This is a genomic window from Streptomyces sp. JL2001 (assembly GCF_050917515.1).
GTDB lineage: Bacteria > Actinomycetota > Actinomycetes > Streptomycetales > Streptomycetaceae > Streptomyces.
Map to the genome: position 1 here is coordinate 6934546 of NZ_CP169421.1, position 15610 is coordinate 6950155.

A 15610-nucleotide genomic window follows, 5' to 3' on the forward strand; every position below is an offset into this window, starting at 1 on the left:
CTTTCCCCGACTGCCCGTGCGGCGGCCGGGCGGCGAGAGTCCGTCAGGGTGCCCGGTCCCCGGTCTCCCGCTGCCGGACGAGACCCGTGGAAGGTGACCATGACGACGACCGAACCGATCGGCGCGGCCGAGGGAGGCGTCCGGACCCCCGAACGCCATCCGCTGCGCACCAGCCGGGACTACCGGGCCCTGTGGGCGGGGGACCTGGTGTCCCAGTTCGGGTCGAAGATCACCGAGTTCGTGCTGCCGCTGCTCGTGGTGACGACCCTGGAGGCGAGCGGGGTGCAGGTGGGGCTGCTCCAGACGCTCTACATGGCGCCGTTCTTCCTGCTGCCGCTGTTCGCGGGGGTCTGGCTGGAGCGCAGGGCGGGCCGGCCCGTGATGATCGCCGCGGACCTCGCCCGGTTCGTCCTGGTGCTCGGCGTCCCCGTACTGGCCCTGCTGGACCTCCTCGCGCTGTGGCACGTCTACCTCATCGCGCTGGTCGGCGGCGCACTGACGATCGTGTACGACATCGCCGCCACGTCCTACCTGCCCCGGCTGCTCCCGGAGCGCCGGCTCCCGGCGGCCAACAGCCTGGTGACGGTCAATCAGGCGCTCGGCGGAACGGGCGGACCGGGGCTCGCCGGCTGGCTGACCGGCCTCTTCGGTCCGGCCGCCACACTCGTCTTCGACGCCCTGTCCTACCTCGCCTCGGCCAGCGCGCTGATGCTGATCCGGCACCGCGAGAAGACGGTACCCCGACCGGCCGACCGCGACCTGCGCGGTGAACTCGCCGAAGGGCTCCGCTCGGTGCTCGGCAGCGCGCCCATCCGCGCCGTCGCCGTGCACGCCGGCATCTACAACGCCGGCATAGCCCTGGTGAACCTGGCGTTCCTGATGCGCTTCGTCCGCGAACTCGGGCACGGGGGCAGCGACTTCGGAGCAGTCATGGTGGCCGGGGGCATCGGCGCGATCCTCGGAGCCCTCACGGCGCCGGCCCTGATCCGCAGGCTCGGCTTCGGCCGGGCGTTCCTCACGGTGCTGTCCTTCTCGACCACCGCGTACTTCCTGCTCACCGCCGTCGACGGCGGTTCCGGCGACCTCCTCTGGGCCGCGCTCGCCTACTTCCTGGGCACGGCCGGCGCCTCGGCCGGAAGCGTCATCGCGGTGACGCTGCGTCAGCGGCTCACCCCGCCCGGGGTCTACGCGCGGATGACGGCCACCTACCGGCTGATCACCTTCGGCATGCTCACCCTGGGGACGACCACCGCCGGTGTGCTCACCGACACCGTCGGAGCCCGCGTCACCCTGATGGGGGCGCCCGTCGTGCTGCTGCTGTCCGTCCTGCCGATCTGCGGGCGTTCCGTACGGACCCTCGGCCGGCTCCCGGACCGCACCGCGGTCTGACCGGCCCCGGTGGTCAGCCCACCGTCACCCCGGCGGTCCGCTGCGCTCCCGCCCCGGCCCTCGCCTCGTCCTCCGTCCCGGAGTCCGGGGCGGAGGCCGTCGGCACCGAGTCGAAGACGGGTATCCGGCGCACGGCGCTGAGATAGGGCGTGCCCTCGGTGTACCCGGTGCCGCTGCGCTCGCCCAGCATCCGCACCGCCAGCCGGTAGTGCGTCTGCCGCCAGCGCCGCAGCGCCGACGCGAAGCCGGCCATGGCGCCGGTCAGCCCGTCCCGGACGTCCTCTCCGTCGCCCCGGCGCGCCCGGTACCCGCGGTAGGCGTCGTCCAGCGTCCGCTGCCCGTCGAGGACCCCGGCCCGGACCTCCGGCACCGACCGGTAGGCGTGCGAGTGCAGCCGTTCGGCGTCCGGGGTGCGGCACAGCGACTCCACGAGCTTGTATCCGCGCGACTGGATCGCGCTGGCGCCCTCCGTGAACTGCCGGAACTCCTGGAACGCCGCCGCCTGCATGGTCGCCAGCAGCGAGAAGAGCGGCGCCGACTCCGCGAGCGCGGACTCGGCCACCCCGAGACTGCGCACCGCGCCGGCCTCGTCGTCCGCGTCGAGCGCCGCGATCGACGCCCGCAGCCGGACGACGAGCAGCGCGAACGTCGCCTCGAAGGCCTGCAGCACCCGGACGAACAGGTACTCGTCGTGCGAGACGTACACCGGGAGCATGCTCAGCCGCAGCACCTGGCGCTCCCCCTCGTCCAGGGCGCCCGAGACGGTCTCCCACAGGAGTCGGGCGGCCTCGCCCGGCTCCGCACCGGGATCCGGGTGGTCGAGCCCGAGGCGGCGCAGCGCCGGCAGTGCCACCCGCAGGGCCAGCCGGTACCGCTTCGCCACCAGCGAGGCGTCGGGGCGCAGTTCGGGGAAGAGGCCGGTGGCGCCGGCCGCCGCCTCCCGCTCGAAGCGCAGCAGGTCCGCCAGCAGCATCGCGACCAGCCGGTCCCGGTGGTCCCGCACCCGGGTCCCCGGACCGGCGTCCGGCGCCGCCAGCAGGACGAGCGCGGTGTAGGTCGGGTAGTCGTAGCGCCCGTCCCACTTGTCCAGCGCGGTGTCCAGGAAGCCGTCGAGCAGCCTGCGGCCGGGCGCCACGGACGCCTCGGGAGGCAGCTCGGCCAGCCGCTCGCGTGCCGCGGCGAGGGACGCGAGCAGGCCGTCCGCGACGAAGTGCTTGCCCACCCGGTGGAACTCCGCGAGCACCGGCCGGTAGGGGAAGGCGGCGGCCTCGGGGGCGTCGAGCCACGCGGTCAGCTCGCGCATGTGCGCAGCCCCCCGTCGGTGCCCGTCGTCGCGACGGCCGAGGTCTCGACCGCGTCGCCCATCGGCCCGGTGCGGGTCAGCTCGGTGCGGGTGTGCCACAGCTCCGGGAAGAACGTGTGGCTGATCAGCTTGGTGAGGACACCGATCGGGATGCCCTTGGTGCCCACCACGTCGTCGCCGAGGAGCCGCAGCGCCATCTTGCAGTGCTCGATCCGCCAGAGCGAGATCCGCTCGTCCCAGCCGATCAGCGCCTCCGCGAGCCGGTGCGCCGCCGTGTCCGGCTGCGACCGGTAGACCTCCGCCAGATCGATGCCCTGCTCGGCGACCACGCGGGTGAAGACCCGGCCGAGCAGCTCGGTGGTGCGGCGGGTGGCCTTCCAGCCGGGGGACTCGAATCCCGAGCCGTGCCCCAGGACGGTACGGATGATCTGGAAGTCCCAGGGGGACAGCCGGCGCATCATCTCCAGCTGGTCGGTGGCGAACCGCGCGCCGAGCGTGGCCCGTTCGAGGAGCCGTACGGCCGTGTCGAAGGCGCCGTCCTCGATCAGCCGGGTCGCCTCGGTGAGTTCGTGGCAGGCCAGCTTGAGCCAGAGCTCGGTGGACTGGTGGACGGTCTGGAAGAGCAGCTCGTCGCGGTGGATCATCTCCTCGGGGCGCCGCTGCAGGGACAGCAGCGTGTCCGTGCGCATGTAGCGGGCGTAGTCCGTGGCGCCCTCGCCCGGCAGGACGGGGACCGCGTAGTCGTCGGTGGTCGGTGCGGACACGGTGGTTCTCCTGATCAGAGGGCGGGGACGGCCACGGGGACGGCCCCGGAACCGACGGACGTCATGAGTTCGCGGACGGTGTGCCGGCCGAGCATCCGGTCCAGCGGGAGTTCGAGGCCCCGGTCGCGGGCGGCCATGACGATCCGGACCGCCCGCATCGAGTTGCCGCCGAGCGCGTAGAACTCGTCGTGCACCCCGACCTCGCCGACCTCGAGGACCTCCCGCCACAGCTCGACGAGCAGGTGCTCGCCCGGCGTCTCCGGCAGCCCGCCGCCGAGGGCGACGACCGGATCCGGGAGCGTCTCCGGCTCCGCCGCCGCGGGCGCCTCCCGGGCGTCGGCGACCGGGCACGGCAGCATCGACACGGGCGTGCCGGGCGCGGCGGAGGCCGCGCGCAGGACCGACAGCACCGAGCGGGCGACGAGTTCGGCGGTCTCCGGGACGAACAGGTCGGCGGAGAGCGAGACATGGCCGAGCAGGGCGTCGTCGGACTCGACGATGTCCGCGACGGCGTCGAAGTGCAGTGCCGTGTCCGGGAGTTCCACCGGATCGAGCCGGACGCCGGGGATCGATCCGAGGTGCACCGGGACGGCCCGCTGCACGTTGAGCAGGGTCTGCACGACCGGGAGCCGGCCGGCCCGCCGCTCCGGCTGAGCCCGCTCCACCATCAGCTCGAACGGCACGTCGGCGTGGGTGTACGCCTCCACGCAGCGGTCCCGGACCTGGGCGAGGACGGCACCGAACGACGGGTCGCCGGACAGGTCGACGCGCACCGGCAGGGTGTTGACGAAGAAGCCGACCAGTGGCTCCAGGTCGACCTCGGGCCGCCCCGCGACCGGCATCCCGACCACCACGTCCTCCTGGCGGCTCCACCGTGACAGCACCACGGCGTAGCCCGCGAGCGCCACCATCGACGCGGTGACCCCGCCGCCCGGAGCCGTCGCCCGCACCTGCCGCACGACGGGGGCCGACACCTTCACCGGGGCGGACACCGCCGCGTACGCCCGCTCCGGCGGCTGCGGCAGATCGGCCGGCAGCCGCAGCTCCCGCACCCCGCCGAGCCGCGTCGCCCAGTGGTCCAGCTGCTCCTCCAGCGCGCCGGTCTCCACCTGCTCGCGCTGCCATACCGCGTAGTCGGCGTACTGCAGCGGCAGTTCCTCCAGCGTGTGCCCGGTGCCGCGCAGGCACGGCTCGTACAGGGTCGTCAGCTCGCGCAGCAGGACTCCCAGGGAGAGGCCGTCGCAGACGCTGTGGTGCACCAGGGCGAGCAGGACGTGGTCGTCCTCGCCGACCCGCAGCAGGGAGCAGCGCAGCAGCGGCCCCGCGGCCAGGTCGAACGGCTCGCGGCTGAGCGTCGCGGCGAGCGCGACGGCCCCGTCGACACCGTCCGGCACGTCCACGACGGGCAGTTCGACCGGCGCGGGGGCCAGCACGATCTGGGCGATCTCGTTGCCCGCCGGCCGCAGCACCGTGCGCAGCACCTCGTGCCGCGCGACGACCTCGGTCAGCGCCCGCTCCAGCGCGCCGGTGTCCACCGGGCCGCGCAGCCGCAGCGCGGCCCGCATGGTGTAGAGGGCGGATCCGCGCTGGGCCTGCTCCACGAGCCAGAGCCGCTGCTGCCCGAAGGAGGCGGGCAGGGTGAAGAGTTCCTCGGTCATCTCAGGACTCCGAAGTCGAAGGGGCGGGTACGCGGTAGCGCGACCGGTCGATCCGGCGCAGCGCGGGCGCCGAGGCGGGTCGGCGGCGGGCGCTGGTCACGGCCTGGGCCATGGCCCGGACCGTCGGGGCCGTGAACAGCCGGTCGAGCGGGAGCTCGACCTCCTGCCGGGCGCGTACCCGGGCGATCAGCTTGGTGGCGAGCAGGGAGTGCCCGCCCAGGTCGAAGAAGTCGTCGGTGACGCCGACCCGCTCGACCCCGAGCACCTCCGACCAGAGCGCGCACAGCTCCCGCTCCAGGTCGCTGGCCGGGGCGGTGTGCCCGGCGCCGGACTCGGCCGGCAGCGGATCGGGCAGCCGGGCGCGGTCGAGCTTGCCGTTCGGGCTGAGCGGCCATTCCGGGACGAGCACGAGGGCGGAGGGCACCATGTGCGCGGGCAGCGTCTCCCGCAGGTACGCCCGCAGGCGCTCCACGAGTCCGGCGCCGCCGTCGGCGGCGTCCGGCGCGCCCGCGGGCCGCACGTGCCCGACCAGGACGGGAGTGCCGGAGCGTCCGGCGCGCAGCCCGACGACGGCCGAGTCGACCTCCGGCCGTGCGCGCAGCGCCGCCTCGATCTCGCCGGGCTCGATCCGCATGCCGCGCAGCTTGATCTGGTGGTCGATGCGGCCCAGGTACTGGATCGTGCCGTCGCTCCGCCACCGGCACAGGTCGCCGGTGCGGTACAGCCGGCCGCCCGGCTCGCCGAACGGGTCCGGCACGAACCGCTCCGCGGTCAGCCCCGGTCGGCGCCAGTAGCCGCGGCCGACGGCCACCCCGCCGAGCAGCAGCTCGCCGGGCACGCCGACGGGCACGGGCCGGCCCGACGCGTCGACCACGTACACCCGGGCGCCGTCGAGGGGACGGCCGATGGGCACGGAGGAGCCGTAGCCCTCGGCGCACGCGTACCAGGTCACGTCGACGGCGGCCTCGGTCGGGCCGTACAGGTTGAACAGCGCCGCCTCCGGCAACGCCGCCGCGCAGGCGTCGGCGAGCGCGGCGGGCAGCTCCTCGCCGCTGCACACGATCCGGCGCAGCGCCGTACCGGCCCGGTCCAGCCGGTCGGCGCCGAGGAAGGCCGCCAGCATCGACGGCACGAAGTGGGCGGTGGTGACGCCGGCCGACTCGATCAGCGCGCACAGGCGCTCGGGGTCGCGGTGGCTGCCGGGCGGGGCCAGCACGCACCGGCCGCCGACCATCAGCGGCCAGAACAGCTCCCACACGGACACGTCGAACCCGACGGGGGTCTTCTGCAGGACCCCCTCGCCCTCGGCCAGGCCCAGGGTGCGGTGCATCCACAGCAGCCGGTTGACCACCGCGCGGTGCTCGTTCATGGCGCCCTTGGGGCGGCCCGTGGAACCGGACGTGAAGATCACGTACGCCAGGTCGCCCGCGCCGGCCCCGGAGTCCGGCCGGTCCTCCGGCCGTCCGTCGATCAGGCCGGCGTCCTTCCGGTGGCAGAGCACCCGGGCCCCGGCCGCCGTCGCCGCACCGACCAGTCCGGCCGGCACGGCCGTGGTGTCGGTGACCACCACCTCGGCCCCGGCGTCGGCGAGCATCGTCTCGATGCGGGCCTGGGGGTAGTCCGCCTCCAGCGGCAGGTACGCGCCGCCCGCCTTGAGCACCGCGAGGAGGGTGACCATCAGCTCCGGAGAGCGCGGCAGCGCCACGCCGACCGGCTTCCCCGGCCCCACCCCCAGCTCCCGCAGCGCCCACGCCAGCCGGTTGGCCCGGCGGTCGAGCGCGGCGTACGTCAGGGTGCGGCCCTCGCACTCCACCGCGACCAGGTCCGGAGTGCGGTCCGCCTGCGCCTCGATGTGCGCGTGCACCGTCGGCCGCGGAGCGGGGACCGGGGGCACCCCGGCGCCGCTCCAGTCCGCCACGAGCCGGGTGCGGTCCTCCTCGGTGAGCACGGCGAGCGCGGACAGCGCGGTCTCCGGGTCACCGGTCTCCAGCACCAGGCGCAGGGCCGTGCCGATCCGGGCCGCGGTCTCCGCGTCGAACAGCTCGGTGCTGTACTCGATCAGCCCGTCGAAGCCGCCGTCGGCGCGCGGGGTGAGGTCGACGGCCAGGTCGAACTTGGCGGTCCCGGTGTCGAGCCGTACCGGCACCATCTCCAGCTCGCCGACCACGACGGACGCGCGCGGGCGCTCGTCGCTCTGGAAGAGGTGACGGACCAGCGGGGTCCGGCCGCCCGCGTCGCGCTGCGGGCGCAGCTCCTCCACGAGGTGGTCGAAGGGCAGGTCGGCGTTGCCGCGCGCGTCCAGGACCTCGTCCCGCATCCGGGTCACCAGGTCCCGCAGGCTCGGGTCTCCGGACAGGTCGATCCGCACCGGCAGGGTGTTGACGAAGAAGCCCACCAGCGAGGCGACCTCGGCCCGCCCCCGGCCCGCCACCGGCGTCCCCACCACCACGTCCCGCTGTCCGCTGAACCGGCCGAGCACGGCCGCGAAGGCGGCGATGCCCACCACGAACGGGGTGGTGCGGCAGCTGTCCGCCAGGTCGGAGATCCGGCGTCCGGCCTCGGGCCCGACCCGGAAGCGGGTCTGGGCGCCGGCGAACGTCGGGGCCGCCGGGCGCGGCCGGTCGGTGGCGATCTCCACGAGGGCCGCCCCGTCGAGCCGGGACCGCCAGTGCCCCAGCTGACCGGCGGCGGCGGGGGACTCCAGCCACCGGGACTGCCACGCCGCGTAGTCGGCGTACTGCACCGGCAGCTCCGGCAGGCGCGGCTCCGTCCCCGTCGTGTACGCGCCGTACAGCTCCACCAGCTCCCCGACGAGGACCTGGAGCGACCAGCCGTCGGACACCGCGTGGTGCATCGCCAGGACGAGCAGGTGCTCTCCCTCGGCGCTGCGCAGCAGCCGGCAGCGCAGCAGCGGCCCCTCCGTCAGGTCGAAGGGTTCGGCCGCGATGCGTCCGGCGAGCGCCACGGCGGCGTCCGCGCCGGCCTCGGTGACGGCGACCAGCGGGATGGGCGTGTCCGCCGCGGGCAGCACCAGCTGTTCCACGGACCCGTCGGGACCCGGCCGGAACACCGTGCGCAGCGCCTCGTGGCGGCGGACGATCGCACCGAGCGACCGTTCCAGGGCCGCCGTGTCGAAGGGTCCGCGCAGCCAGACCCCGCAGCCGATGTTGTACACCGGGCTGCCGGGGCGCAGTTGGTCGAAGAACCACAGCCGGCGCTGACCACCGGACAGGGCGGCGGGGGCGTCGGGGTCGGGACGCCGGGTGACGCCGTCCGTGGCGACGGCGAGGCCGCGCTGCTCGCGCAGCCGCTTCAGCAGCGCGGCGCGCCGGGGGGAGAGGAGGTCGGAATCCATGAGGTCACGGGCCTTCGTCCGCAGGGGCCGGGTCAGGGGTGGCTGCGCAGCAGCTCGATGAGGCGCTCGGTGCCGAACTCGAGGGCGTCGACGGGCACCCGCTCGTCCGCGCAGTGCAGCAGCCGTCGGTGGTCGCTGCCCGCGGGCAGCCGCAGCGGCAGCCAGCCGTAGCAGCGGATGCCGAGCCGGGCGAAGATCCCGGCGTCCGTGGAGGCGGGGCTTACCATCGGGAGCGGTACGGCCTCGGGGTCCGCCGTCCGCAGGATCGACTCCAGGCGGTCGTAGAACGCCCCGAACTCCGGTTCCGCGATCAGCTCCGGGCGCACCCGGGGGTCCTCGTGGAGGAGCTCGACGGCGACGTCCTCACCGATCAGCGGACGGATCTCGGCGATCAGGTCCGCCACCTCGAACGCGCCAGGCAGGATCCGCCCGTCGACGTCCACGGTGATCTCCGCCGGGATCACGTTGATCTTCCGCCCGGCGCGTACCACGGTCGGGTTGACCGTGTGCCGCAGCACCGAGTCCAGTTGGAGGGCCTCCTCCAGCGGCAGCCCGGTGGGCGGCGCGTCGTCCGCGTCGTCCGTCCGCAGGCGCTCGACGGAGGCGGCGAGCGGGCCGGGCAGCGCCCCGGCGAGGGAGGCGAGCATCCGGTCCGCGGCCGGGGTGCGGTGGCGGGGCAGCCGCACGCCGCTCAGCGCCGTGAGCACCCCGCCGAGCCGGGCCACCGGATTGCCCGGGGCGGCCAGCCGTGAGCCGTGCCCGCCCGGGCCGCGCAGCGTGAGCCGCAGCCAGCCGGGACGCTTCTCGGCGACGACGACGGGGTGGAAGCGGACGCCCGCCAGCTCGATGCCGGCGCCGCCCTCCTCGCCGATGCCGTAGCGGACGCCGTCGAAGAGTTCGGGATGGTTCTCCACGAGGTACGTCGCCCCCGCGGTGCTGCCGTTCTCCTCGTCGGCGACGACGGCCAGGATCACGTCCCCGGCCGGCCGCTCGCCCCGCTCCCGCAGCCGGAACAGGGCCGCCAGCATCATCGCCAGGCCGCCCTTCATGTCGATGGCGCCCCGGCCCCAGACCTCGCCGTCGACGAGGCGACCCTCGAACGGCGGATGCGTCCACCGCTGCCCGGTCACCGGGACGACGTCCGCGTGGGCGTGCAGCAGCAGGGGGGGAGCCTCGCCCCGGCCGGGGAAGCGGACCACGAGATTGGCGCGTTCCGGGCTCGGGCCCACCACCTTGTACTCGCTCACGCCCGCGTCCACCAGGAGGCGTTCGAGGTGGGCGATGAGGGCGCTCTCGTCGCCGGGCGGATTGGTGGTGTCGATACGGATCAGGTCCCGCAGCAGGGGCACGGGATCGAGGAACGGGGACACGGCGGGATCGGCCGGCATGGAAGGGGGACCTTTCGGGGTCAGGGGGCCCGGTGGGCGGCGGTCAGCAGCGCGGCCGTCTCCCGCAGCAGCTCCGTGCCCGTGCCGAGCCACTGGGCGTCGACGGCGGCGCGGCGGTGGAAGAGCTGGGCGTCGCACTCCTCGGTCATGCCGTACGCGCCGTGCAGGTGGACCGCCTCGGCCGCGGTACGGCGGGCCAGCTCGCCCGCCAGGTGGAGGACCTGGGCACCGTGCCGGCGCACGTCCTCCCCCCGGTCGGCGGCGGCCGCGCACGCGCGGGCGAAGGCGAGGACGGTGGAGATCTCGGCGGCCAGCGCGGCCAGCCGGTACGCGGGCGCCTGATGGCGCGCCAGCGGCTCGCCGAAGACGTGGCGGGAGAGGAGCCGGTCCCGGGTGAGCTCCAGGGCGCCGCGGGCCGAGCCCGCGAGCAGCGCCGCCTGCCGGACGCGGGCGCGGGCCAGCACCGCGGGGTAGGCGGCGTCGACGTCGTGGACCGAACCGAGCACGGCCGCGCGGTCGAGGACCACCTCGTACAGGTCGCCCCGCCCGATGTCGTCCTGGCGGCGCAGCCGCACCCCCGGACCGTCGGCCGGCACCAGCGCGAGCACCACGCGGCCGTCCACGGTGCCCGTCACGGCCAGCCGGCCGCAGTCGGCGGCGAAGGCCACGAAGACCCGGGTGCCGCTCACGGTGGGCGCGCCCGGCTCGCCCTCGATCACGAGCGGACCGGGGGTGGCCGGCCCGGTGCGTCCCTCGGCACGGACGGCGAGGGCCACCGTCGCGGCGCCCTCGGCGATCGCGTCGAGCACCGGCCGGTACTCCGGCGCCCCGGTCGCCGTCAGGAGTTCGGCCGCCGTCACCGTGTCCGCGAACGGACTCTGGTGCAGGGCCGCCCCCATGAGCTCGACGGCCTCGACCAGGTCGGCCTGCCGTTCCAGGCGCAGCGCGCCGAGCTCGGCCAGGGTGGCCCACACGGCCGCCCGGATCCCGGCGTCCTCCTCGTCCGGAGGCGCGTCGGCGCCCGCGCCGCGAGGGCGCTCGCCGAGCCGGCGCAGTACCGGGGCCAGGTCGTCGGTGTACAGCTCCTGCAGCGCGGTCGTCGTCACAGCAACCCCAGCCCGTTGGTGGCGATCAGGTAGAGCATGACCTCCGAGGTCCCGGAGGCCAGCCGGTGCGAGGGGCCGAGGCGGATCCCCGCCTCCAGCAGGCCGCCGTCGGGCGCGCCGCCGTCCCACGCGGTGAGGACGCCGTCGAGGCCGCCGACCTCCAGGCCGGTCTCCAGGACGGGCCGGATCTGCTCGGAGACGTACCACTTCGCCATCGCCGAGGAGACCGGGTCGGGGCGGCCGGCGCCGAGCCGGCGGACCTGCTCCCAGGCCATCGCGTGCCCGGCGTTGAGCCGGGCGTCCAGTGCGGCGATCGGCAGCGCGTAGGCGGGGTCGTCGAGCCGGCCGCCGGCCGCGGCGCGCTCGATCACGAGATCGAGCAGGCGGCGTGCCTTGGCGTGGAAGTCGATGCCGGTGCGCTCCAGTTGGAGCAGTTCGGTCATCAGCCGCCAGCCGTCGTCGACCTCGCCGACGACGTCCGCCCCGGTCAGCCGCACGCCGTCCATCACCACCAGGTTGAACCGGTCGTTGCACATCGCGGGGACGGGCTCGACGTGGACGCCGGGGGAGCGCAGGGGCAGCAGGAACAGCGTGATCCCGTGCATCGCGACGGGCGAGTCGGTCGTGCGCGCGGCGCACAGCGCCACCTCGCCGTACAGCGACTTCATGTTGTAGATCTTGCGGCCGTACAGCCGCCAGCCGTCGCCGTCCGGGCGGGCGGTGGTGCGCAGCCCGGACAGGTCGGACCCGGCCTCCGGCTCGGTGAACAGGACGGTCGCGATCTCCTCTCCGGCGGCCAGCGGCGGCAGGTGACGCTTCTTCTGCTCCTCGGTGCCCACTTCGAGGAGGAACCGGCCGACGATGTCGACGCTCAGGACATGCACGTCGTCCGGGATCCCGGCGCGGGTCATCTCCTCGGTGACGATCGCGGCCTCGGCCGCGCCCAGACCCGAACCGCCGTACTCCTCGGGCCAGTTCGGGGCGAGCCAGCCGCGTTCCCCGAGACGCCGGCGGACGTCCAGATGGGCGGCCTCGACTCCCGGGGGGTACGCGGCTATCTCCTCGGCCAGGCGCCGGACGGAGTCGTCCGCGAGGAGCTCGCGGACCTGGTGGCGGAACGCGGCCTCGCCGGCCGAGAGCCCGGCGAGGGTGCCGGCGCCGGCCCGGGTCCCGGTGCCCGGGAGGGAGCCGGTCGGAGCGGGGGTACGGGTCGGGGTCCCGGGGGCGCTCATCGGGCGTCGTCCTGTTCCGCGAGCTCCAGCAGGGCCAGCAGCTCGGCTTCGTCGACGGACTCCAGCTCACGGCGCTCGATCAGGTCCGCGAGCTGACCCAGCGTGCTGTTGACGAACAGGTCCCGCAGCTCCAGCTCGACCCCGAACCGGGCCCGGACCCGGGCACCGAACTGGGTGATCTTCAGGGAGTTGCCGCCGACGCCGAAGAAGCTGTCGTGCACGCTGAAGCCGTCGCGGCCGAGGATGTCCGTCCAGATCCCGGCGAGTGCCAGCTGGGTCGCCGTGGCGGGCGCCTCGAAGGCGGCCACGGGCGCGGCCGCGTCCGGCTCGGGAAGGCGCTTGCGGTCCAGCTTGCCGCTGGCCGCCCGCGGCAGCTCCGCCAGCGGGACGAAGACGGCCGGCACCAGATGCGCGGGGAGTCGGGCGCCCAGCCGGTGGCGCAGCGACTCGACGTCGAGTTCCGCGCCGGGCACGGCGGTGACGTAGGCGACCAGCCGGGCGTCGGCGCCCTCGCCGTGCGCGACGACCACGGCCTCGGCGACCTCGGCCTCCGCGGTGACGGCCTGCTCGATCTCGCCCGGCTCGATCCGCAGTCCGCGGATCTTGATCTGCTGGTCGACCCTGCCGAGGAAGTCCAGGCGGCCGTCCGCCCGGCGGGACACCAGGTCTCCGGTGCGGTACAGCCGCCCACCCGGCGCCCCGAACGGATCGGGGACGAACTTCCGCTCGGTCTCCTCGGGGTTGCCGAGGTAGCCGCGGGCGACCCCGACCCCGCCGACGAGCAGCTCGCCGGGCACCCCGACGGGCACCAGGGCGCCGAAGCGGTCGACCACGTGGGCCTGGTAGTTGGCCAGCGGCAGACCGATCGGCGGCATCGCCGTGTGCTCGGTCTTCTCGCACCGGTGGTCGACGCAGGCGACGGTGGCCTCGGTGGGCCCGTAGCCGTTGTGGAACTCGCGGCTCCCGGTGTTCCAGCGGTTGACCAGCTCCCCGGGGAACGCCTCCAGCCCCACGAACAGGGTGCGCAGGTCGGGCAGTCGACCGGGGTCGAGCGCACCGAGCACGGCCGGCGGGAGGTCGGCGACCGTCACCCGCTCGGCGCGCATCAGCCCGGTCAGCAGGTCCGGGTCGAGCAGCGTCGCGCGCGGCGCCTGGACGAGTGCCGCCCCGCTGGTCAGCGCCGAGAAGAAGTCGAAGAGGCTGACGTCGTACGACGGGTTGGCGAACTGCAGGACCCGGTCGTCCGGGCCCATCCGGAACAGCTCGGTGATGGCCCGCGCGAAGTTGACGATCGAGCGGTGCTCCACCTGGACGCCCTTGGGGCGGCCGGTCGAACCGGAGGTGAAGATGACGTAGGCGAGGTTCTCCGGACCCGCCGCGGCGGGCAGCCGGTCCGCCGGCCGGGAGCCCAGCGCCGGATCGTCCACGAGGACGGCGGTGACCGTGTCGGGGAGGGTCCCGGCGAGCTCCGCGGTGGTGACCACGACGGTCGCGCCGGCCTCCGCCAGCAGCAGCTCCCGGCGGGCCGCCGGATGGTCGGGGTCGAGGGGCAGGTAGGCGCCGCCGGCCTTGTGCACGGCGAGGAAGGCGGTGGGCAGGGCGGGACCGCGCGCGGCCAGCACGCCGACCACGGACTCCGGTCCCACACCGGTCTCCCGCAGCGCGTGGGCGAGCCGGTTGGCCCGCTCGTCGAGCTCCCGGTAGCCGACGCGCTCGTCCTCGTACGTCAGGGCCACCGCGTCCGGGCGGGCGTCGGCGGCGGACTCGAAGAGCTGGTGCAGGCACAGGTCCTCGGTGCCGAACTCCCGGCCCGTGTCGTTCCAGTCGGACAGGAGCCGCCGGCGCTCCGGCCCGGTCAGCAGAGGCAGTTCGCTCAGCCGCAGGCCGGGATCGGCGGCCACCGCGCGCAGGATCCGGGCGTAGTGGCCGAAGAGGCGCTCGATGCGGTCCGCGTCGAAGAGCTCCGTGGAGTACTCGGCCCACAGCCGCAGGCCCTGGCCCGGCACCTCGGTCAGCTGGACGGCGAGGTCGAACCGGGCCGTGCCGGGGTCGACCGGGTACGGTTCGGCGGACAGCTCGCCCACCCGGGCCTCGCCGGCCGCGGCGTGCTGCAGGGTGAAGCAGGTCTGGAAGAGCGGGTTGCGACTGGGGTCGCGCTCGGGCGCCAGCTCGTCCACGAGCATCCCGAACGGCAGGTCCTGGTGGAAGTGGGCGCCCATCACCGTCTCGCCGGTGCGGGCGAGGAGCTCGCGGAAGGTGGGGTCCCCGGCCGTCGAGGTGCGCAGCACCAGGGTGTTGGAGAAGAAGCCGATGAGCTGCTCGATCTCGGGGCGGGTGCGGCCGGAGAAGACCGACCCGAGGACGATGTCGTCCTGTCCGGTGTAGCGGGACATCAGCCCGTTGAACGCGGCGAGCACCACGGTCAGCAGCGTGGCACGCTCGTTCAGCGCGAGCCGGTGCAGGTCCGCCAGCAGGTCCGGCGGCAGCAGCTCCACCCGGGTGGCGCCGGCCCGGGTCGGCTCGGCGGGCCGGGGCCGGTCCGCGGGGAAGTCCAGGGTCGGCAGGCCGGTCAGCCGCTCCCGCCAGTAGGCGAGCTGGCGGTCCAGCACGTCGCCGGTCAGCCGGCCGCGCTGCCATACGGCGAAGTCCGCGTACTGGACGGGAAGGTCGGCCAGCACGGGAGCCCGTCCGGCGCTCTCCGCCCGGTACAGCTCGACCAGTTCGTGGGTGAGGATGTCGGTGGACCAGCCGTCCGTGGCGATGTGGTGCATGGCCAGGACGAGGATGTGCTCCTCGGGACCGAGCCGGGCCAGCGAGGCGCGCAGCGCGTGCTCGGCGGCGAGGTCGAAGGAGTGCCGGACCTCGGCGAGGACGTGCTCGCGCACGGCCTGCTCGGGGTCCTCGGCGCCGGTCAGGTCGACGACCGCCAGGGGGACCTCGGCCGGAGCCGGGTCGACGTGCTGGTAGGCCACGCCGTTCTGTTCGGGGTAGCGGGTGCGCAGGATCTCGTGCCGCGCGAACAGGGCGGTCAGGGCCCGGCGGAAGGCGGCCAGGTCCAGCGGGGCGCGCAGCCGCAGCACCGAGGGGGCGTTGTAGACCGGCTGTCCCTGCGACCACTGGTTGAGGAACCACAGGCGCTGCTGGGTGAAGGAGAGGGGCAGGGCCCGGTCCCGGGTGGCGCGGGTGATGGTGTCCGTGGTGGCCTTGGCCGTGTCGCGCTGGCGCTCGCGCAGCGCGAGCAGGGCCTTGCGCGTCTCGGCGAGGCTCCGGGCGCCGCCGGTTGCGCCCGCGGCCGTACCGCGCGCCGGCGTGGCCGGCGGCGTCGTGCCGTGCGCGGCCGACGGTCCCGCGGGGCCGTCGGTCCCCGCCGCCCGCGGCGACGCGGAGGTGTGGGTGTTCGTGGTGTCCGGCATCG

9 protein-coding genes are annotated in these 15610 nt (G+C 75.0%); 1 reads left to right on the top strand and 8 read right to left on the bottom strand.

The annotated features are described in order from the left end of the window. The first annotated feature begins 99 nt into the window (after positions 1-99). Positions 100-1389 (top strand): MFS transporter, encoded by a 1290-nt coding sequence (locus ACE1OA_RS30955; protein WP_432753719.1) that lies wholly within the window; start codon positions 100-102, stop codon positions 1387-1389. Between the two features lie 13 nt (positions 1390-1402). On the opposite strand, the gene ACE1OA_RS30960 is transcribed toward ACE1OA_RS30955, so the two are convergent. The 8 genes from ACE1OA_RS30960 to ACE1OA_RS30995 are packed head-to-tail and all read right to left on the bottom strand — an operon-like array spanning position 1403 to position 15608. Beyond that, positions 1403-2692, bottom strand: a complete 1290-nt coding sequence (locus ACE1OA_RS30960; RefSeq protein ID WP_432753720.1) for a tryptophan 2,3-dioxygenase — start codon at positions 2690-2692, stop codon at positions 1403-1405. Then, entirely contained in the window at positions 2680-3456 is a 777-nt protein-coding gene (locus ACE1OA_RS30965; protein WP_356605447.1) for a tryptophan 2,3-dioxygenase family protein, read from the bottom strand. The genes ACE1OA_RS30960 and ACE1OA_RS30965 overlap by 13 nt, the downstream gene beginning before the upstream one ends. Positions 3457-3470: 14 nt before the next feature. Continuing rightward, complete coding sequence (locus tag ACE1OA_RS30970; protein WP_384870003.1) at positions 3471-5114, bottom strand: condensation domain-containing protein; 1644 nt, start codon at positions 5112-5114, stop codon at positions 3471-3473. Position 5115: 1 nt separating this feature from the next. Further along, positions 5116-8469, bottom strand: coding sequence for an amino acid adenylation domain-containing protein (locus ACE1OA_RS30975; protein ID WP_432753721.1), 3354 nt, complete (start codon positions 8467-8469; stop codon positions 5116-5118). Between the two features lie 32 nt (positions 8470-8501). Beyond that, the gene (locus ACE1OA_RS30980) at positions 8502-9857 is read right to left on the bottom strand and encodes a M20/M25/M40 family metallo-hydrolase (protein ID WP_432753722.1); all 1356 of its coding nucleotides are present in this window, start codon (positions 9855-9857) and stop codon (positions 8502-8504) included. A gap of 20 nt (positions 9858-9877) precedes the next feature. Further along, positions 9878-10963 carry an acyl-CoA dehydrogenase family protein gene (locus ACE1OA_RS30985; protein ID WP_361314611.1) on the bottom strand — a complete coding sequence of 362 codons (1086 nt, stop codon included), beginning with the start codon at positions 10961-10963 and terminating at the stop codon, positions 9878-9880. Beyond that, positions 10960-12195, bottom strand: coding sequence for an acyl-CoA dehydrogenase family protein (locus tag ACE1OA_RS30990; RefSeq protein ID WP_432753723.1), 1236 nt, complete (start codon positions 12193-12195; stop codon positions 10960-10962). Before ACE1OA_RS30990 ends, ACE1OA_RS30985 begins: the two co-directional genes overlap by 4 nt. Continuing rightward, positions 12192-15608: a non-ribosomal peptide synthetase gene (locus tag ACE1OA_RS30995; RefSeq protein ID WP_432753724.1), complete on the bottom strand. Its 3417-nt coding sequence runs from the start codon at positions 15606-15608 to the stop codon at positions 12192-12194. Before ACE1OA_RS30995 ends, ACE1OA_RS30990 begins: the two co-directional genes overlap by 4 nt. Positions 15609-15610: the final 2 nt, after the last annotated feature.

Coding starts and splice junctions, on each gene's coding strand:
- ACE1OA_RS30975 (WP_432753721.1), bottom strand. CDS start 8,469: ATGGATTCCGACCTCCTCTCCCCCCGGCGCGCCGCGCTGCTGAAGCGG.
- ACE1OA_RS30960 (WP_432753720.1), bottom strand. CDS start 2,692: ATGCGCGAGCTGACCGCGTGGCTCGACGCCCCCGAGGCCGCCGCCTTC.
- ACE1OA_RS30990 (WP_432753723.1), bottom strand. CDS start 12,195: ATGAGCGCCCCCGGGACCCCGACCCGTACCCCCGCTCCGACCGGCTCC.
- ACE1OA_RS30995 (WP_432753724.1), bottom strand. CDS start 15,608: ATGCCGGACACCACGAACACCCACACCTCCGCGTCGCCGCGGGCGGCG.
- ACE1OA_RS30980 (WP_432753722.1), bottom strand. CDS start 9,857: ATGCCGGCCGATCCCGCCGTGTCCCCGTTCCTCGATCCCGTGCCCCTG.
- ACE1OA_RS30970 (WP_384870003.1), bottom strand. CDS start 5,114: ATGACCGAGGAACTCTTCACCCTGCCCGCCTCCTTCGGGCAGCAGCGG.
- ACE1OA_RS30955 (WP_432753719.1), top strand. CDS start 100: ATGACGACGACCGAACCGATCGGCGCGGCCGAGGGAGGCGTCCGGACC.